The 16,767-nt window shown below is 67.4% G+C and carries 19 protein-coding genes; 9 read left to right on the forward strand and 10 right to left on the reverse strand.

Translation table 11 applies throughout. From position 1 onward, the window contains the following. Positions 1-51 precede the first annotated feature (51 nt). A complete protein-coding gene (gene serS / locus ACEOAB_RS21500; protein ID WP_413749729.1) occupies positions 52-1,383 on the reverse strand; it encodes a serine--tRNA ligase in 1,332 nt (443 codons plus the stop codon). 61 nt (positions 1,384-1,444) lie between these two features. Between serS and ACEOAB_RS21505 the strand changes: the two genes are divergently transcribed. Beyond that, positions 1,445-1,846 (forward strand): VOC family protein, encoded by a 402-nt coding sequence (locus ACEOAB_RS21505; protein ID WP_007836081.1) that lies wholly within the window; start codon positions 1,445-1,447, stop codon positions 1,844-1,846. 105 nt (positions 1,847-1,951) lie between these two features. On the opposite strand, the gene ACEOAB_RS21510 is transcribed toward ACEOAB_RS21505, so the two are convergent. Genes ACEOAB_RS21510 through ACEOAB_RS21520 form a run of 3 tightly spaced genes read right to left on the reverse strand, consistent with a single transcriptional unit; the run spans position 1,952 to position 4,322 of the window. Further along, positions 1,952-2,917: a threonine/serine dehydratase gene (locus ACEOAB_RS21510; protein WP_413749728.1), complete on the reverse strand. Its 966-nt coding sequence runs from the start codon at positions 2,915-2,917 to the stop codon at positions 1,952-1,954. Beyond that, positions 2,914-3,882, reverse strand: coding sequence for a 4-hydroxy-3-methylbut-2-enyl diphosphate reductase (gene ispH, locus ACEOAB_RS21515; RefSeq protein WP_007839273.1), 969 nt, complete (start codon positions 3,880-3,882; stop codon positions 2,914-2,916). The genes ACEOAB_RS21510 and ispH overlap by 4 nt, the downstream gene beginning before the upstream one ends. Continuing rightward, on the reverse strand, positions 3,879-4,322 hold the full coding sequence (locus ACEOAB_RS21520; protein WP_056593764.1) for an FKBP-type peptidyl-prolyl cis-trans isomerase: 444 nt from the start codon (positions 4,320-4,322) through the stop codon (positions 3,879-3,881). The genes ispH and ACEOAB_RS21520 overlap by 4 nt, the downstream gene beginning before the upstream one ends. Positions 4,323-4,430: 108 nt before the next feature. Between ACEOAB_RS21520 and radC the strand changes: the two genes are divergently transcribed. Together radC and ACEOAB_RS21530 are read left to right on the forward strand one after the other, a co-directional pair. Further along, positions 4,431-5,108: a RadC family protein gene (radC, locus tag ACEOAB_RS21525; RefSeq protein WP_007839271.1), complete on the forward strand. Its 678-nt coding sequence runs from the start codon at positions 4,431-4,433 to the stop codon at positions 5,106-5,108. Beyond that, positions 5,108-5,764, forward strand: coding sequence for a Smr/MutS family protein (locus ACEOAB_RS21530; protein WP_413335519.1), 657 nt, complete (start codon positions 5,108-5,110; stop codon positions 5,762-5,764). Before radC ends, ACEOAB_RS21530 begins: the two co-directional genes overlap by 1 nt. A 145-nt stretch (positions 5,765-5,909) precedes the next feature. Here the strand turns inward: ACEOAB_RS21530 and ACEOAB_RS21535 are convergent, their stop codons facing one another. The 3 genes from ACEOAB_RS21535 to fabV are packed head-to-tail and all read right to left on the reverse strand — an operon-like array spanning position 5,910 to position 8,815. Next, positions 5,910-7,133 (reverse strand): NAD(P)/FAD-dependent oxidoreductase, encoded by a 1,224-nt coding sequence (locus ACEOAB_RS21535; RefSeq protein WP_495653103.1) that lies wholly within the window; start codon positions 7,131-7,133, stop codon positions 5,910-5,912. 38 nt (positions 7,134-7,171) lie between these two features. Further along, positions 7,172-7,591 (reverse strand): group II truncated hemoglobin, encoded by a 420-nt coding sequence (locus ACEOAB_RS21540; protein ID WP_007839268.1) that lies wholly within the window; start codon positions 7,589-7,591, stop codon positions 7,172-7,174. A gap of 27 nt (positions 7,592-7,618) precedes the next feature. Further along, positions 7,619-8,815, reverse strand: a complete 1,197-nt coding sequence (fabV, locus tag ACEOAB_RS21545) for an enoyl-ACP reductase FabV (RefSeq protein ID WP_056593775.1) — start codon at positions 8,813-8,815, stop codon at positions 7,619-7,621. A gap of 186 nt (positions 8,816-9,001) precedes the next feature. Between fabV and ACEOAB_RS21550 the strand changes: the two genes are divergently transcribed. The 5 genes from ACEOAB_RS21550 (at position 9,002) to ACEOAB_RS21570 (ending at position 13,187) form a co-directional block, all read left to right on the forward strand. After that, on the forward strand, positions 9,002-9,829 hold the full coding sequence (locus tag ACEOAB_RS21550) for an ABC transporter substrate-binding protein (protein WP_413751118.1): 828 nt from the start codon (positions 9,002-9,004) through the stop codon (positions 9,827-9,829). Positions 9,830-9,997: 168 nt separating this feature from the next. Beyond that, a complete protein-coding gene (locus ACEOAB_RS21555) occupies positions 9,998-10,693 on the forward strand; it encodes an amino acid ABC transporter permease (protein WP_413750176.1) in 696 nt (231 codons plus the stop codon). Positions 10,694-10,706: 13 nt separating this feature from the next. Continuing rightward, entirely contained in the window at positions 10,707-11,417 is a 711-nt protein-coding gene (locus ACEOAB_RS21560) for an amino acid ABC transporter permease (RefSeq protein WP_413750175.1), read from the forward strand. After that, complete coding sequence (locus tag ACEOAB_RS21565; RefSeq protein WP_413750174.1) at positions 11,414-12,157, forward strand: amino acid ABC transporter ATP-binding protein; 744 nt, start codon at positions 11,414-11,416, stop codon at positions 12,155-12,157. Before ACEOAB_RS21560 ends, ACEOAB_RS21565 begins: the two co-directional genes overlap by 4 nt. A 16-nt stretch (positions 12,158-12,173) precedes the next feature. Then, positions 12,174-13,187 (forward strand): isopenicillin N synthase family dioxygenase, encoded by a 1,014-nt coding sequence (locus ACEOAB_RS21570; RefSeq protein WP_413750173.1) that lies wholly within the window; start codon positions 12,174-12,176, stop codon positions 13,185-13,187. Here ACEOAB_RS21570 and ACEOAB_RS21575 read toward each other — a convergent pair. From ACEOAB_RS21575 to ACEOAB_RS21585, 3 genes are all read right to left on the reverse strand, one after another. After that, positions 13,130-13,465 carry a hypothetical protein gene (locus ACEOAB_RS21575; RefSeq protein WP_056593793.1) on the reverse strand — a complete coding sequence of 112 codons (336 nt, stop codon included), beginning with the start codon at positions 13,463-13,465 and terminating at the stop codon, positions 13,130-13,132. The genes ACEOAB_RS21570 and ACEOAB_RS21575 overlap by 58 nt on opposite strands. Beyond that, the gene (locus ACEOAB_RS21580) at positions 13,462-14,154 is read right to left on the reverse strand and encodes an HAD family hydrolase (RefSeq protein WP_056593796.1); all 693 of its coding nucleotides are present in this window, start codon (positions 14,152-14,154) and stop codon (positions 13,462-13,464) included. Before ACEOAB_RS21580 ends, ACEOAB_RS21575 begins: the two co-directional genes overlap by 4 nt. Positions 14,155-14,218: 64 nt before the next feature. Then, positions 14,219-15,559 (reverse strand): MFS transporter, encoded by a 1,341-nt coding sequence (locus ACEOAB_RS21585; RefSeq protein WP_413750172.1) that lies wholly within the window; start codon positions 15,557-15,559, stop codon positions 14,219-14,221. Between the two features lie 178 nt (positions 15,560-15,737). On the opposite strand from ACEOAB_RS21585, the gene cyoA reads away from it, so the two are divergent. Then, positions 15,738-16,766 (forward strand): ubiquinol oxidase subunit II, encoded by a 1,029-nt coding sequence (cyoA, locus tag ACEOAB_RS21590; protein ID WP_056593799.1) that lies wholly within the window; start codon positions 15,738-15,740, stop codon positions 16,764-16,766. Position 16,767 lies beyond the last annotated feature (1 nt).

Raw genomic sequence — 16,767 nt, forward strand, 5'->3', positions numbered from 1 at the left:
GTCGAGCCTCAGATTATAGCCGAGAAAAACGAGTCTTCGAGGCCTCGCGTCTCAGCCGCGCAAAACTTCGAGCCCACCGAGGTACGGACGCAACGCCGCGGGCACGTTGATGGAGCCGTCTTCGTTCTGGTGGTTTTCCAGCACGGCTACCAGCGCGCGGCCCACCGCCAGGCCGGAGCCGTTGAGGGTGTGCACAAGTTCGTTCTTGCCCTGCGCGTTCTTGAAACGGGCCTGCAAACGGCGCGCCTGGAAGGCTTCGCAGTTCGAGACCGAGCTGATCTCGCGGTAGGTGTCCTGCGCCGGCAGCCACACCTCGAGGTCGTAGGTCTTGGCGGCCGTGAAGCCCATGTCGCCGGTGCACAGCAGCACCACACGGTACGGCAGTTCCAGCGCCTGCAGCACGGCTTCGGCGTGGTCGGTCATCTGCTCGAGCGCGTCGTAGCTCTTCTCAGGATGCACGACCTGCACCATCTCGACCTTGTCGAACTGGTGCTGGCGGATCATGCCGCGCGTGTCGCGCCCGGCGCTGCCGGCCTCGGAGCGGAAGCATGGCGTATGGGCCGTGAGCTTGATGGGCAGCTGCGCCTCGGGCACGACCTCGTCGCGCACGAAGTTGGTCAGCGGCACTTCGCTGGTCGGGATGAGGTACAGCGCCGAATGGTCGGGCGCGGGCTCGCCGTCCTGGCCGCCCTTCTTCGCGGCGAACAGGTCGCCTTCGAACTTGGGCAGCTGGCCGGTGCCGCTGAGCGTGGCGGCGTTGACCACGTAGGGCACGTAGCACTCGGTATAGCCGTGCTGTTCGGTCTGCAGGTCGACCATGAACTGCGCGAGCGCGCGATGCAGGCGGGCGATCGGACCCTTCATGACGGAGAAGCGTGAGCCCGAGAGCTTGGCGCCCATCTCGAAGTCGAGGCCCAGCGGCGCGCCGAGGTCGACGTGGTCCTTGGGCGCGAAGCCCAGCAGCGTGGCGCTGGCGCCGGCGCCGCCCTTCGGGGCCCAGCGGCGCATCTCGACGTTGCCGGCCTCGTCTTCGCCCACCGGCACGCTGGCGTGCGGCAGGTTGGGCACCGCGAGCAGCAGCGCATGCAGCGCGGGCTGGATCTCTTCGAGGCGCCTGGACTGCGATTCCTGCTCGGCCTTGAGCGCGTTGACTTCGGCCATCAGCGCATCGACCGATTCGCCCTTGGCCTTGAGCGGGCCGATCTGCTTGTTCAGCGTGTTGCGGCGCGCCTGGATTTCCTCGGTGCGGGTTTGCAGCGTCTTGCGCTCGGCCTCGAGCGCGGTGAACGCCGACACGTCGAGGTACGGCTGGTTCTTCTTGCGTTTTTCGAGGCCGGCCACGGCGGAGGCCAGGTCTTTGCGGAGCAGGGTGATGTCAAGCATGGGGGGATTTTAGGTGGGCGTAGCATCGCGATCCCACTCACCCACCTCGAAGGGGAAAACGATGGAAGCCTATCTGACATTCAACGGCAATGCCGCCGAAGCGCTCGCCTTCTATGCCAAGGCGCTGGACGGCAAGGTCGCCTTCAGCATGACCTTCGGCGAGAGCCCGATGGGCGCCCAGACGCCGGCCAGCCACAAGGACAAGATCATGCACGCCACCCTCGAGGCCCGCGGCCACAAGCTGATGGCCTCGGACGCCCCGCCGGAGTGGCCTTTCGAAGGCTACAAGGGTTTCTCGCTCTCGGTGCAGGCGAACAGCGTGGACGAAGGCAAGAAGCTGTTCGACGCGCTGGCCGAAGGCGGCAAGGTCACGATGCCCTACGGCCCGCAGTTCTGGGCCAAGGGCTTCGGCATGCTCACCGACAAGTTCGGCGTGGCGTGGATGGTGAACTGCGAAAAATGAAGGCCCCCCGGCTTTTCACTGCGCTTCGCTCCGTGTAATTCGCCACCCCCCAAGGGGGAGGCGCGGCTCGCCTTGGGGCGGCCCGGCGGCGGCGGCCTTCGACTCTCAGGCGACCGTCGCGGGGTCGACGTTCGCCCCGCAGATGATCAGGCACACCTTCTCGCCCGCACTCGGCACGTAGGCACCGGTCTGCAGCGCGGCCAGCGGCAGCGCTGCGGCCGGCTCCACCGCCAGCTTCAGCTCTTTCCACAGCCACTGCTGGGCGGCGCGGATGGATTCATCGGACAGCAGGAGGGCGTGCCGCACCTGCTGTTGCGTGATCTCCCACGAAATGGCGCCGAGGCGGCGCGCCCCGAGCGAATCGGCCGCGATGCCGCCCACCTCCACGTCGACCGGCTCGCCGGCCTCGCGAGCGCGAAACAGCGTGGGCGCTTTTTCGGGTTCGAGCGCCACCACACGGGCGCGCTGCTCGAACCAACCAGCGAGGCCGCCGATCAGCCCACCGCCGCCGACGCTCACGAGCACCGCATCGGGAAGACCGCCCTGCTCTTCGATCTCGCGGCCGAGCGTGCCCGCGCCGGCCACCACTTCGGGCTGGTCGTAGGCGTGGGTGAGCAAGGCGCCGGATTCCTTCTGACGCGTCAGGCAGGCGGCCAGCGCATCGGGGTAGAGCTCGCCGACGACGACCACTTCCGCACCCAGCGCACGCAGCCGCGCGCGCTTGGCCTCAGGCGACACGCCCGGCAGGAACACCTGGCAAGGCACGCCCAGCGCGCGCGCCGCGGCCGCCGTGGCAATGCCCGCATTGCCACCCGAGGCCACAACCACGCCGCTGTCGGGAATGTCGTTGGCCAGCAGCCGGTTCATCATGCCGCGCGCCTTGAAGCTGCCGCTGACCTGCATGTGCTCGAGCTTCAGCCAGATCTCGGCGCCCGGCGCCGCGACGCCGAAGGCGGCCGCGGGCAGCTTCCATAGCGGGGTTTCGCGCAAAAAGTGGCCAGCACGCTCGCTCAGCCTGCGGGAGGCGCTATCTATTTCAGAGCGCCAGTCGGGGGTTTTCTTGTCGTTCAAGAGATGTGTCCTGGAGGCGGAATGTCGTCGAGCTTGAGCCCCTTGGGCAGCGGAAACTTGATGGTTTCCTCGATGCCGTCCATCTTGCGGACCGACACCGCGCCGAACGCGCGCACGCGCTCGATCACCTCGCGCACCAGCACCTCGGGGGCCGAGGCGCCGGCGGTGAGGCCGATGCGCGTCTTGCCCTCGAACCACTCGGGCTTGAGCTCTTCGGCCGAATCGACCATGTAGCTCTCGGTGCCCAGCCGCTGCGCCAGTTCGCGCAGCCGGTTGCTGTTGGAACTGGTGGGGCTGCCGACCACGATCACGAGGTCGACCTGCGGGCTCATGATCTTCACCGCGTCCTGGCGGTTCTGGGTGGCATAGCAGATGTCCTGCTGCTTGGGCTCTCGCACGGCCGGAAAGCGCGTGCGCACGGCGGCGGCGATCTCGGCCGCGTCGTCCACGCTCAGCGTGGTCTGCGTAACCACCGCGAGCTTCTCGGTCTGCGAGGGCGAGACCTTCGCCACGTCGGCCACGTCTTCGACGAGGTGAATGCCGCTGCTGAGCTGGCCCATCGTGCCCTCGACCTCGGGGTGCCCCTTGTGGCCGATCATGATGAACTCGAAGCCCTCCTTCGCGAGCTTGGCGACCTCGACGTGCACCTTGGTCACCAGCGGGCAGGTGGCGTCGAAGATCTCGAAGCCGCGGTCGCGCGCCTCCTGCTCCACCGCCTTGCTCACGCCGTGTGCGCTGAACACCAGCGTGGCGCCGGGCGGCACGTCGGACAGTTCCTCGATGAAGATCGCGCCCTTGGCCTTGAGCTCGTTCACCACGTAGGTGTTGTGCACGATCTCGTGGCGCACGTAGATCGGTGCGCCGAACTTGGCAATGGCGCGCTCGACGATCTCGATGGCGCGATCGACACCCGCACAGAAGCCGCGCGGTTCGGCAAGGATGACTTCCGAGATATCGGGGTTCATAGCACGCCGATCAGCTTCACTTCGAAGGTGACGGGCTGGCCGGCCAGCGGATGGTTGAAGTCGAAGCGCACCGCCGTGTCATTCGATTCGATCACCGCGCCCGCATAGCTGCCCGTGCCGTCGGGCGTGGGGAACTGCACGACGTCGCCCGTGGCGTATTGCTCGTCGGGGTCGCCCATCTGCGCGAGCAGCTTCCTGGCCACCCACTGCTGCATGTCGGGGTTGCGCTCGCCGAAGGCCTCGCCGGCGGGCAGCTCGAAGGTGGCATGCGTGCCTTCTTCCAGGCCCATCAGGCGCTGCTCCATGGCTGGAGAAAGCTCGCCGGTGCCGAGCGACAGGGTCGCGGGCTTGTCGGCGAAGGTGTTGATGATGTCGCCCGCCGGGCCGGCCAGCCGGTAGTGCAGGGTCAGGAAGGAGCCGGAAGTCACGAGTTGGGACATGGGGGCAACGGAGGTGGGCAAAGACAAGGTGGGTGTCCCGATAAACTGGACCTCATTTTAAGGACCGGGGCTTCACCCGGCTCCGCCAAGGTTTCACCCCAGGGTTTCATGGCATTCAAGGATCTCCCTCTCGACGCCCGTCCCCGCGAAAAACTCATCTCGCGAGGGGCATCCGCGCTGGCCGACGCCGAGCTGCTGGCCCTGCTGCTGCGCACCGGCGTGGCGGGCATGAACGTGCTGCAGCTGGCGCAGCAGCTGCTCGAGCGCTTCGGCGGCCTCTCGGGCCTGCTGCATACCGGCGCCGAAGAGCTCAAGACCATCAAGGGCATGGGCGGCAGCGCCAAGCGCTCCGAACTGATCGCGGTGCTCGAACTGGCGCGCCGCGCCATGGGTGAAAGGCTCCGGGAGCGCACGGTGTTCGACTCGCCCGACGCGGTCAAGCAGTACCTGCAGCTGCACATCGGCTCGCGCCCCTACGAAGTGTTCGCGGTGGTGTTCCTCGACGTGCAGCACCGCATGATCGCGCTGGAGGAAATGTTCCGCGGCACGCTCACGCAGACCAGCGTCTATCCGCGCGAGGTCGTCACGCGCGCCATCCACCACCAGGCCGCGGCCGTGGTGCTGGCGCACAACCACCCCAGCGGCAACATCGAGCCCTCGCGCGCCGACGAGTCGCTCACGCAGACGCTGCGCGCCGCGCTGGCGCTGGTGGACGTGCGGGTGCTCGACCACATCATCGTGAGCCCCGGACAGAGCTTCTCGATGGCCGAGAAGGGCGTGCTCTGATGGCCGCACGCGCCCCGTCTCTCAAGAACCTCGCCGACCTCAAGCAGGTGCAGCGCACGCTCGCCGAAACCCGCGAGCGCGAAGCCGCCGAGGCGGCCGCAAAGGCCGCGGCCGAACGCAAGCTCGCCGCCGAGAAAGACCTCTTTGCCCGTGCCATCGGCGCCACCGAGCCGCTGCGCCGCAAGGCCGCAGTGCCGCTTGCGCCGCTGCCGCCAGCACCGATCCCGGTGCAGCACCAGCTCGACGAACAGCGCGTGCTGCGCGAGTCGCTCTCCGACGAGTTCGACGTGACCACGCTGCTCGACGTGGACGACGCCATGAGCTTCCGCCGACCCGGCATCGGCACCGACGTGACGGCGCGGCTGCGCAAGGGCGAATGGGCGATCCAGGGGCAGGTCGACCTGCACGGGCTGCGCAGCGACGAGGCGCGCGAGGCGCTCGGCGGCTTCATCCGCAATGCCAGCAAGCAGGGGCTGCGCTGCGTGCGCGTGGTGCACGGCAAGGGCCTGGGCTCGCCAGGCAGGCAGCCGGTGCTGAAGACCAAGGCGCAGCGCTGGCTGATCCAGAAGAACGAGGTGATCGCGTTCGTGCAGGCGAAGCCGGCGGAAGGCGGCGCCGGGGCCCTCGTCGTGCTGCTGGCGCCCACGCGGCGCTGACGCGTTCTGCCTTGCTCCTTCCCCTTCCGGGGGAAGGCTGGGATGGGGTCTTGCCGCCTTTGCACGGGCCGCGCCTCATCCACCGCCGTTGTGCCCCCACCCCTACCCTCCCCCAGCGGGGGAGGGAGCAAGACACGCAGGCGGCTTAAGCCAAATGGTTCTTCAAGGGAACCGCCGCATCCGCCACCGCCGCAGCATCAGGGCTACGCCCCGCTTCAAGCAGCTTGCGGCTCATCATGTGGTCGACCGGCGCGTTCACCGATTCCACGCACACGAGCTGCCCATCGACATAGTGGAACAGCGAGAACGCATCGGGCTTCGGCCCTGGCCGGCGCACGCTGCTCAGGCCCGGCGTGCCTTCGGCCGGCATCAGGCCCACCATCTGCAGTCGCATGCCGCCCTGGTCGGACCAGAACCACGCGACCGCGTCGTGCGCACGCGCCGCGCCGGTCAGCGTGGCCACCGCGGTGCGCGCCTGGTCGTTGGCGTTCTGCACCGATTCGAGCCGCAGCGCGCGGCCCGCGCGGCGATCGGGGAAGCGCGTGCAGTCGCCCACCGCGAGCACACCGGCCGCGCTAGTCTGCATGTGGCCGTCGACCACGATGCCGTCGGCGCACTCGATGCCGGCCGCCTGTGCGAGCGCCGTCTCGGGCACGGCGCCGATACCGAGCAGCAGGAGGTCGACCGGCTGCTTCACGCCGTTGACCTGGATCGACACCAGCCGGTCGCCTTCGACTTCGAAGGCACCGGTCTGCGCGCCGAGCACGATGTCGATGCCGGCCGCGCGATGAGTGGCGAGCACATGCGCCGACAGCTCGGGCGACACGGCGCGGCCCAGCAGGCGCGGCGCGCTTTCGATCACCTGCACTGACTTGCCGAGCGCCTTGGCGGTGGCCGCCACCTCGAGCCCGATGAAGCCGCCGCCGAGCACGGTCACCTTCTCGGCCGATGCAAGCCGCTCGCGCAGGCGGTGCGCTTCATTGGCAGCACGCAGGCTCGCGACGTTTTCGAGGCCCGGCTTCAGATCGGGCATCTGGCGTGCGCGCGTGCCGGTGGCCAGCACCAGGCGCTCCCACGGCAGCACCGCGCCCGAACGCAGCGTGACGGTGCGCGCCTCGCGGTCGATCGCCACGGCGGCGTCGCCCAGGTGCAGCGTGATGCCCGCTTCGCGGTACCAGTCGGCGGCCTTGTGCAGTTGCGTGGTTTCCTCCGCGCTCTTGAGGAAGGCCTTGGACAGCGGCGGGCGGTGGTAGGGCTCGCACGCCTCTTCGCACACGAGCTGCACGCGCGCGCCCTGCCCGGCTTCAGCGAGGCCGACGCAGAGCTGGGCCGCGGCATGGCCGCCGCCGATGATGACGATGGAATTCATGATGAGAGAAACGTCTTTCGGAATCGTTGTGGGGTCGGTCACTCGCCGCGGTTGCGCATCCAGTCGGCGGTCTTGAAGAAGGAGTCGCGCAGCCTTGCGCGCAAGTCCTCGGGCACACCCGTCTCGCCCATGGCCTGGTCCATGCAGGCCAGCCATTGGTCGCGCTCCTTGATGCCGATGGTGTGGCCGCCGATGCTCTGCGGCAGGTGGCGCGCGCGCAGCATCGGATGGCCGAAGCGGTCGGTGTAGTGCTGCGGCCCGCCGAGCCAGCCGCAGAGGAACCAGAACAGGCGCTGGCGCGCGTTGTCGAGGCTGGTGCCGTGCACGGCGCGCAATTGCGCATACGCGGGCTCGAGGTCCATCAGGTCGTAGAAGCGCTCGACCAGCGCCTCCACCTTCGGTTCGCCGCCGATCCAGTCGAACGGCGTGCCGGCGGGCGGCTTTTCTTGAATCTGCATGGGCGGGAGTATCCCTCCGGTCGCTTCCTAGACCTGCACGAGGCCCGGAATGTCCACATCCGGGTTCACGTCGGCCTCGTAGTCCACGCCCTCCACCGCGAAGCCGAAGAGGCGCAGGAACTCGGTCTTGTAGCCGGCGAAATCGGTGAGCTCGTAGAGGTTGTCGTTGGTCACCTGTGACCACTGCGCCTGCACCAGCGACTGCACCTGCGGCGCCAGCTCCTTGTAGTCCGCGCGCAGGCGGCCTTCCTCGTCGAGGTGCGGCGCGCTGCCGTAGAGGCTGTCGGCATAGAGCCCGTGCACCTGCTCGATGCAACCTTCATGCGTGCCCTGTGCCTTCATCACCTTGAACAGCAGCGACAGGTACAGCGGCATCATCGGAATGGCCGAGCTCGCCTGCGTGACCACCGCCTTCAGCACCGACACGCGCGCGTCGCCACCCTTGGCGGCCAGCTGTGCGCGAATGCCCAGCACCTTCTGGTCGAGATCCTTCTTGGCGGCGCCGATGGAGCCGTTCCAGTAGATGTCGTGCGTGATCTGCTCGCCCAGGTAGGTGAAGGCCGTGGTCTTCGCGCCGTCGGCCAGCACACCGGCCTGCTGTAGTGCGTCGATCCACATCTGCCAGTCTTCGCCGCCCATCACGGCCACGGTGTTGTCGATCTCTTCCTGTGTCGCGGCTTCGAGCACCGTTTCCTTGATGGTCTCGTTGTCGGTGTCGAGGCCGCGCAGGTTCACCGACTTGCCGACCGGCTTGAGCACCGAGTTGAAGACCTGGCCCGTCTTCGGGTGCGTGCGGCGCGGCGCAGCCAGGCTGTAGACGACGAGGTCGACCTGGCCGAGGTCCGCGCGGATCGTGTCGATGGCCTGCTGCTTCACCGCATCGGAAAAACCGTCGCCGTTGATGCTCTTCGCATAGCGGCCTTCGGCGGCCGCTGCGCGGTGGAAGGCGGCGGTGTTGTACCAGCCGGGCGAGCCGGGCTTGCTCTGGCTGCCCGCGCGCTCGAAGAACACGCCGAGCGTGTCGGCGCCGCAGCCGAAGGCTGCCGTGATGCGCGCGGCCAGGCCATAGCCCGTCGATGCGCCGATCACCAGCACCCTCTTCGGACCGCCCGCGATGGGGCCCTGGGCCTTGACGTAGTCGATCTGCTGCCTGACGTTGGCTTCGCAGCCGGTGGGATGGGTCGTGACGCAGATGAAGCCGCGCACGCGGGGTTTGATGATCATGGGGATCTCGCTGGATGAGATGCGGGAAGAAGACGGTGGACGCGCGCTTTTTGGGCCGCGAATTTAACCCAGCCTGCAACGAACGTATTCAGCTTACCCATATGCATATGTCGATTGAAGATTTATGGTTCCAGGGCTTTGTTGATATGGTTCGGCCCTGAATTTCCTCCAGGAGAGAGACAACCCATGCGCCACACCCTGCTCGCCGCGGCCGTCGCCGCTTCCACCTTCATGCTCGGTACCCTCGCCCACGCCGACCAGCTGGCCGACATCAAGAAAAAGGGCGAGCTGGTCGTCGGCGTGCTCGGCACCGACGAGCCCGCGACCTTCGTCGACCCCAAGACGCGCCAGATCGTCGGCTACGAAGTCGACCTGGTGAACGCCATTGCAAAGAAAATCGGCGTGAAGCCGGTGCTCAAGCAGATCGCGGTGGCCGCGCGCATTCCCGAGCTGCAGCAGGGCCACGTGGACCTGGTCGCCGCCGGCCTCACGCACAACAAGGAGCGCGAGGCGCAAATCGACTTCTCGCTCACCACCTTCGTGACCGGCCAGAAGGCCATCGTGAAGAAGGACAGCGGCATCACCGAGGTGCCGCAGCTCGCCGGCAAGAAGGTGCTGACCATCCGCGGCGGCACGCAGGAACCCAACATCCGCAAGGCCGTGCCCAACGTCGAGGTCGTGACCTTCGACACGAGCCAGCAGGCCTTCCAGGCGCTGCAGCAGGGCAAGGGCGTGGGCTATGTGGACGACGAGGCCGCGCTGCTGCGCAGCTACGCCAAGCTCGGCCCGCAGAAGGCGCAGTACGTGGTGCTCAAGCAGAACCTGAGCACCGAGGCGCTGGCCATCGGCATCAAGAAGGGCGAGAGCGGCCTGAAGGCCGTGGTGGACGACACGCTGCGCGAGCTCGAGAAGTCGGGCGAGGCGCAGAAGATCTTCATCAAGTGGTACGGCCCGAACACGGCCTCGGGCTTCCAGTCGCGCGACTTCAAGCTCGACAGCGACAAGATCGACTGAGCCCGGTCTTCGGTCTTTCTCCTTCCCCCGCTGGGGGAAGGCCGGGATGGGGGCAAGCGGCCTCAGCACAGGCCATGACGTTTCGATCGCCGTCGTGCCCCCACCCCAACCCTCCCCCAGCGGGGGAGGGAGCAAATTCCCTCTGCGACGGTGATACTGTCGCCCCCCATGCCCCTGTTCGACTATTCCTTGCTGCTCACCGGCAAGTACCACGACATGCTGGTCGCGGGCCTGCTGCTGTCGCTGCAGCTGCTCGCGGCCGCGCTGGTGCTGGCGCTCCCCCTCGCGCTGGTGGTCGCGCTGCTGCGCCTTTCGCCCTTCGCACCGCTGCGCTGGCTCGGCTTCGCGTACGTCGAGTCGATCCGCAACATCCCGCTGCTCGCGCACATGCTGTTCTGGTACTTCGGCGCGCCCGAGCTGCTGCCCGAGGACATCAAGCAATGGCTCTACGCGGGGCACATCGAGGCCTACAGCGCGGTCATCGCGCTGTCGCTGTACACGGCGGCCTTCATGGCCGAGGACATCCGCAGCGGCATCCGCGCGATCCCCACGGTGCAGTTCGAGGCCGGCCGCGCGATGGGCTTCAGCTACCTCGCCACCATGCGCCGCGTGGTGCTGCCGCAGGCGCTGCGCGTGACGGTGCCGCCGCTGATCTCGCAGACGCTGAGCCTCTGGAAGAACACCTCCATCGCCACTGTGATCGGTGTGGCCGAGCTGATGTACCAGGCTAGCCAGGTCGAGAGCGCGACCTTCCGCAGCTTCGAGTCTTTCGCTTTCGCGAGCGCGGCCTACCTGACGGTGTCGCTGGCGATCACGGGGCTGGCGACCTGGTATCACCACCGCTTTCCGGTGAGAACCATATGAAGGCAGCCCGCTGATGCTCGACATCATCAACGACTACTGGGTCTACTTCCTCATCGGGCAGTACCCCAACGGCCCGCTCGGCGGACTGGTGCTCACGCTGCTGCTGGCCTCCTGCGGGCTGGTGCTCGCCTTGCCGCTGGGCATCGTGCTCGGGCTGGCGCGCGTCAGCCCATGGCGCTGGCTGCGCTGGCCGGTCACGGGCTTCGTGTTCGTGGTGCGCGGCCTGCCGCTGCTGATGGTGATCTTCTGGGCCTACTTCTTCCTGCCGAGCGTCACGGGCGTGAAGACCGACCAGTTCACCACCATGCTGATCGCGCTGGTGATATTCGACGCCGCCTACCTCGCGGAGATCGTGCGCGCCGGCATCCAGGGCCTGCCGCGCGGGCAGATGGAAACCGCCCGCGCGCTCGGCCTGGGCTATGGCCGCGCGATGCGCCTCGTGGTGCTGCCGCAGGCGCTGCGCAGCATGCTGCCCTCGCTGGTGAACCAGTTCGTCTCGACCATCAAGGAGACCTCGCTGGGCTACATCATCGGCTTGGCCGAGGTGTCGTTCATCGCGACGCAGATCAACACCCAGGTGTTCACCAAGCCCGCGCAGATCTACCTCATATTGGGCGGCACGTACTTCATCCTCTGCTTCGGCCTGTCGCGCTTCGCCTACTGGCTCGAACGCCGGCTCGCGCGCCGCGGCATGTCCACCGTCGCACCCAAGGTGTCCGCATGATCGAACTCGAAAAAGTCAACAAGTGGTACGGCAGCTACCACGCGCTGGTCGATATCACCGAGACCATCCACAAGGGCGAAGTCGTCGTGGTGTGCGGGCCCTCGGGCTCGGGCAAGTCGACGCTGATCCGCACCTTCAACCGGCTGGAGCCGATCCAGTCGGGCCGCATCGCGGTGGACGGCCAGGACATCCATGCGCCCGGCCTGGATGTGAACGCCTTCCGCTCGCGCATCGGCTTCGTGTTCCAGCAGTTCAACCTCTTTCCGCACCTCACGGTGCTGCAGAACTGCACCATGGCGCCGATGCAGCTGCGCGGGCTCACGCGCAAGGAGGCCGAGGAGCGCGCGATGGCGCTGCTGCAGCGCGTGGGCCTGTCGAACAAGGCGAACGCGTGGCCCAGCGAACTGTCGGGCGGCCAGCAGCAGCGTGTGGCGATTGCCCGCGCGCTGGCCATGCAGCCGCCGCTGATGCTGTTCGACGAACCCACCAGCGCGCTCGACCCCGAGATGGTCGGTGAGGTGCTGCTGGTGATGCGCGACCTCACGCGCGACGGCATGACGATGGTCTGCGTGACGCACGAGATGGGCTTCGCGCGCGAGGTGGCCGACCGCGTGCTGTTCATGGACGAGGGCAAGGTGCTCGAACGCGCCACGCCCGATGATTTCTTCAACCGCCCTCAGCACCCACGCGCGCAGCAGTTTCTTTCGGACATCCGCTCGCCGTTCGCGCGGGACGCGTGACATGCTTTCGACGACGATGTCCACATCCGAATCCCTTCTCTCGCTGCCCGTGATCGACGTCTCGCCCCTCGTGGCCGGTGCGCCCGAACGCGATGGCGTGGCCGCGCAGATTGGCGCCGCCTGCCGCGCGCACGGCTTCTTCTACGTGACCGGCCACGGCGTCGACGCCGCGCTGGTGCAGCGGCTCGAAGACCTGAGCCACCGCTTCTTCGACCTGCCTGAAGAAGCCAAGATGCAGTGGCGCATGGCGCTCGGCGGGCGCGCCTGGCGCGGCTTCTTCCCGCTGGGCGGCGAGCTGACCTCGGGCCGGCCCGACTGGAAGGAAGGCCTCTACCTCGGCACCGAGCTGCCCGCCACACATCCGCTGGTGCAGGCGAAGACACCGGTGCACGGGCCGAACCTGTTCCCCGATGTGCCGGGCTTTCGCGAGACCATCCTCGACTACATGGCGGCCGTCACGCAGCTCGGCCACCGGCTGATGGAAGGCATCGCGCTGAGCCTGGGCCTGCCCGCGAGCTACTTCGCCGAACGCTACACGGCCGACCCGCTGATCCTGTTCCGCCTCTTCAACTACCCCTCGCAGCCAGTGCCCGAAGGGCTCGACGTGCAATGGGGCGTGGGCGAGCACACCGACTACGGGCTGCTCACCATCCTGCACCAGGACACCGTAGGCGGCCTCGCCGTGCACACGCCGGACGGATGGATCGACGCGCCGCCGATTCCCGGCTCCTTCGTCTGCAACATCGGCGACATGCTCGACCGCATGACCGGCGGGCTCTACAAGTCGACGCCGCACCGCGTGAAGCGCAACACCTCGGGGCACGACCGGCTGTCGTTCCCGCTGTTCTTCGATCCGAACTTCGAGGCTCGCGTGCAGCGCATCGACGGCCTTGCAGGTGCCGAAGCGCGCGACGACAGCGCCGAGCGCTGGGACCGTGCCAACGTGCACGCCTTCAGCGGGCGCTATGGCGACTACCTGCTGGCGAAGGTATCGAAGGTCTTTCCGCAGCTGCGCGACGAGGTGCTCTGAGGAGCAGGCGCAGGCAGGAGGCCGGGCTCTTCGAGGAAGACGTCCTCCCAGCGCTCGACTTCGGCGTCGGGGTCGGAAATGGGCACGAGCTTGTCGCTGCGGCAGTAGAAGGTCCAGCCCTCGAACAGCACGTCGTAGTAGGTGCCGGGCAGGTAGCGCTCGCTGGGCGCTTCGTAGGGCGCGGACACCACTTCCACAATCCGGCCCACGGCACGCTCGGTGAAAGGCGACGCCAGGCAGCTGTCGACCACGTGGCAGAGCGTGCCGATCTTGATCATGCGGGTTGCGCCTTCTGCGCCGCCTGTTGCGGAAACCAGCGCGGCAGGTGCCCCAGCGCGTCGTGCAACGAATCGAGCACGTGGAAGGCCTGCTCGACGATGGACTCGGGCGGATGCTTGAGATCGGGCACCACAACCACCCGCAGGCCGGCCGCCAGCGCCGCCTTGGCGCCGTTCTCGCTGTCCTCGAAGGCGATGCAGTCCGCCGGGTCCACGCCCAGGCGCTCGGCCGCGAGCAGGTAGAGCGCCGGATCGGGCTTGGCGCGCGCCACCTCGTCGCCGCCCGCGAAGGCCTCGAAGTGATGGAGCACGTCGAGGCTGCCGAGACAGGCCTGGATCTGCCCGCTGGTCGACGACGAGGCCACGGCGCAGCGCGTGCCGCGCTCGCGCAGCGCCGCCAGGAATTCGCCCGCACCGGGCTTGATGGGAAACAGCGGCGTGCCGTCGGAACGCGCCAGCTGCAGCCGCTGGCGCACATGGCCGATGGCATGGCGGTAGGCCTCCGGGCCGCCGAGCAGCGACGCGAGGATGCGTTCGGACTCGGCGGTGGCCAGGCCCACGACCTGCAGGTACTCGCTATGCGAAAGCTCGATGCCGAGCGTGCGGGCGGCCTCGATCCAGGCGGCCATGATGGGGCGCTCCGAATCGATCAGCAGCCCGTCCATGTCGAAAATTGCGGCGGCGAACATCGGAGCATCCTAATTAAAACGGGGCCTAACCGCCCCCTTTTGTAAGAAACGGCTGCGCAGCGGGTCAGTCGCGCGCCAGCGCCCGGTTCAGCCCCAGCGCCGCGAGCGTGGCGACCGCGCCCGACAGCAGGTAGACGCTGACGTACGCCAGGCCGAAGTGGGCCGACAGGCCCAACGCGACCAGCGGCGCGAACGCCGCGCCGATCAGCCAGGCCAGGTCGGCCGTCAGGGCCGCGCCGACGTAGCGGTACTTGGGCGCGAAGTTCGAGGTCACGGCGCCGGCCGCCTGGCCGTACGACAGGCCCAGGATCACGAAGCCCACCAGGATGAAGATGTCCTGGCCGAGACGGCCACCGTCGAGCAGCGTGGGGGCGAAGCCGCTGAATGCGGCAATCACGGCAGCCAGGCCGCCCAGCGTGAAGCGGCGGCCGATACGGTCGGCCAGCAGGCCCGAGGCCACGATGCCGGCTGCGGCCAGCACCGCGCCGATCATCTGCACGACCAGGAATTCGCTGACCGACTGATCGGAGTACAGCGTGATCCACGACAGCGGGAACACGGTGATCAGGTGGAACAGCGCATAGCTGGCCAGCGCGGCGAAGGCGCCGATCAGCAGGTTGGCGCCCTGCGAGCGGACCAGCTCGGTCACGCTGGTGGGCTCCAGTTCGCGTTCCTCGAGCAGGCGCGAGTATTCGTCGGTGGCCACCAGGCGCAGGCGGGCGAACAGCGCCACCACGTTGATCGCGAAGGCCACGTAGAAGGAATAGCGCCAGCCCCAGTCGAGGAAGTCCTCGGACGGCAGGCTCGAATACAGATAGGCGAACAGCGCGCTGGCAATGAAGAAGCCGATGGGCGCACCCAGCTGGCCCAGCATCGCGTACCAGCCGCGGCGGTTGGCGGGCGCATTCAGCGCCAGCAGCGAAGGCAGGCCGTCCCACGAGCCGCCCAGTGCCAGGCCCTGGCCGAAGCGAAACACCGACAGCAACACGATGGCCGTGAAGCCGAGGCTCGCGTAGCCCGGAAGGAAGGCGATGCCGGCGGTGGAGGTGCCCAGCACGAAAAGCGCCAGCGTGAGCTTGGCCTCGCGCCCGAAACGTCGCTGGATCATCATCGAGATGACAGTTCCGAACGGACGCGCGATGAAGGCGAAGGAGAAGATCAGGAACGAGTACAGAACACCTTCGAGGTGTTGCTCGAAGGGGAAGAAGACCGCCGGGAACACCAGCACCGAGGCGATGCCGTAGACGAAGAAGTCGAAATATTCGGAGGCGCGGCCGATGATCACGCCGACCGCGATCTCGCCGGGGGCGATGTGCGAGTGGTCGTCGCCCTGCCGGGCGCCGCCTTGCTCGGGCGAGTTCGGCAGCGGCTGTGCGCCTTGCGGACTGATGCTGGACGTCGTCATTGCTTGCTGTAATTCAGGTGTCACGCCTGGACGCGACACATAAGACCATGGAGAACCTAGAGCGTCGCACCGAAACACATTTACCGCCATAGGACAAAACGTCCAATAGGCGAAACCCGTCTTCGAGCGTAGATTGTGGGGTCTTTTTGCGTCGCCCCTGCACCTCTTTTCCCCCGGCATGCACATCCTCAAGAACCTTCGCCGATCACTCCTGCTGCTTTCCGCCATGCTCCTGGCGGGCTGCAACACGGTGTTGATGAACCCCTCCGGCGACATCGCCAATCAGCAGGGACGCCTCATCGTCGTCTCCACCGTGCTGATGCTGATCATCATCATCCCGGTGATCGCCCTGACCATCTTCTTTGCCTGGCGCTATCGCCAGTCGAACAAGGAGGCCACCTACAGCCCCGACTGGGACCACTCGACCCAGCTCGAGCTGGCGATCTGGGCGGCACCGCTGCTCATCATCATCGCGCTGGGCGCCATCACCTGGATCAGCACCCACACGCTCGACCCCTACCAGCCGCTGCGCCGCCTCGACGCGCAACGCGCAATCCCGGCCGAAGCCAAGCCGCTGGTGGTCGAAGTGGTGGCACTCGACTGGAAGTGGCTCTTCATCTACCCCGAGCAGGGCATCGCCACGGTGAACGAGCTGGCCGCCCCGGTGGACCGCCCGATCAGCTTCAAGATCACGGCCTCCTCGGTCATGAACTCCTTCTTCATCCCCGCGCTGGCCGGCCAGATCTACGCCATGCCGGGCATGGAGACCAAGCTGCACGCGGTGATCAACAAGCCGGGCGAGTTCGAAGGCTTCTCCGCCAACTACAGCGGCGCCGGCTTCTCGGGCATGCGCTTCAAGTTCCACGGCCTGAGCAACGGCGACTTCGACCAGTGGGTGCAGAAGGTCAAGGCCGGCAAGGACGGTGAACTCACGCGCGAGCTCTACCAGAAGAAGCTCGAAGTGCCGAGCGAGCGCGAGCCCGTGCGCCACTACGCATCGGTGGACCCCGCGCTGTACGACGCCATCCTCAACCTGTGCGTCGACCGCAACAAGATGTGCATGAAGGAAATGATGGCCATCGACGCCGACGGCGGCCTGGGCAAGCCCGGTGCCTTCAACGTCGCCACCAAGCAGGCCTGGCAGGCCGACTCCCTCGATTCGCCCAAGCGCAAGTACGTCACCGCGATGTGCACCACCGAAGAATAAG

It is taken from the genome of Variovorax sp. Varisp53, assembly GCF_059491555.1.

Coding starts and splice junctions, on each gene's coding strand:
- ACEOAB_RS21580 (WP_056593796.1), bottom strand. CDS start 14,154: ATGTTCGCCGCCGCAATTTTCGACATGGACGGGCTGCTGATCGATTCG.
- ACEOAB_RS21555 (WP_413750176.1), top strand. CDS start 9,998: ATGCCCCTGTTCGACTATTCCTTGCTGCTCACCGGCAAGTACCACGAC.
- ACEOAB_RS21535 (WP_495653103.1), bottom strand. CDS start 7,133: ATGAATTCCATCGTCATCATCGGCGGCGGCCATGCCGCGGCCCAGCTC.
- cyoA (WP_056593799.1), top strand. CDS start 15,738: ATGCACATCCTCAAGAACCTTCGCCGATCACTCCTGCTGCTTTCCGCC.
- serS (WP_413749729.1), bottom strand. CDS start 1,383: ATGCTTGACATCACCCTGCTCCGCAAAGACCTGGCCTCCGCCGTGGCC.
- ACEOAB_RS21570 (WP_413750173.1), top strand. CDS start 12,174: ATGTCCACATCCGAATCCCTTCTCTCGCTGCCCGTGATCGACGTCTCG.
- ACEOAB_RS21530 (WP_413335519.1), top strand. CDS start 5,108: ATGGCCGCACGCGCCCCGTCTCTCAAGAACCTCGCCGACCTCAAGCAG.
- ACEOAB_RS21540 (WP_007839268.1), bottom strand. CDS start 7,591: ATGCAGATTCAAGAAAAGCCGCCCGCCGGCACGCCGTTCGACTGGATC.
- ACEOAB_RS21520 (WP_056593764.1), bottom strand. CDS start 4,322: ATGTCCCAACTCGTGACTTCCGGCTCCTTCCTGACCCTGCACTACCGG.
- ACEOAB_RS21505 (WP_007836081.1), top strand. CDS start 1,445: ATGGAAGCCTATCTGACATTCAACGGCAATGCCGCCGAAGCGCTCGCC.
- ACEOAB_RS21565 (WP_413750174.1), top strand. CDS start 11,414: ATGATCGAACTCGAAAAAGTCAACAAGTGGTACGGCAGCTACCACGCG.
- ACEOAB_RS21560 (WP_413750175.1), top strand. CDS start 10,707: ATGCTCGACATCATCAACGACTACTGGGTCTACTTCCTCATCGGGCAG.
- ACEOAB_RS21550 (WP_413751118.1), top strand. CDS start 9,002: ATGCGCCACACCCTGCTCGCCGCGGCCGTCGCCGCTTCCACCTTCATG.
- radC (WP_007839271.1), top strand. CDS start 4,431: ATGGCATTCAAGGATCTCCCTCTCGACGCCCGTCCCCGCGAAAAACTC.
- ispH (WP_007839273.1), bottom strand. CDS start 3,882: ATGAACCCCGATATCTCGGAAGTCATCCTTGCCGAACCGCGCGGCTTC.
- fabV (WP_056593775.1), bottom strand. CDS start 8,815: ATGATCATCAAACCCCGCGTGCGCGGCTTCATCTGCGTCACGACCCAT.
- ACEOAB_RS21575 (WP_056593793.1), bottom strand. CDS start 13,465: ATGATCAAGATCGGCACGCTCTGCCACGTGGTCGACAGCTGCCTGGCG.
- ACEOAB_RS21585 (WP_413750172.1), bottom strand. CDS start 15,559: ATGACGACGTCCAGCATCAGTCCGCAAGGCGCACAGCCGCTGCCGAAC.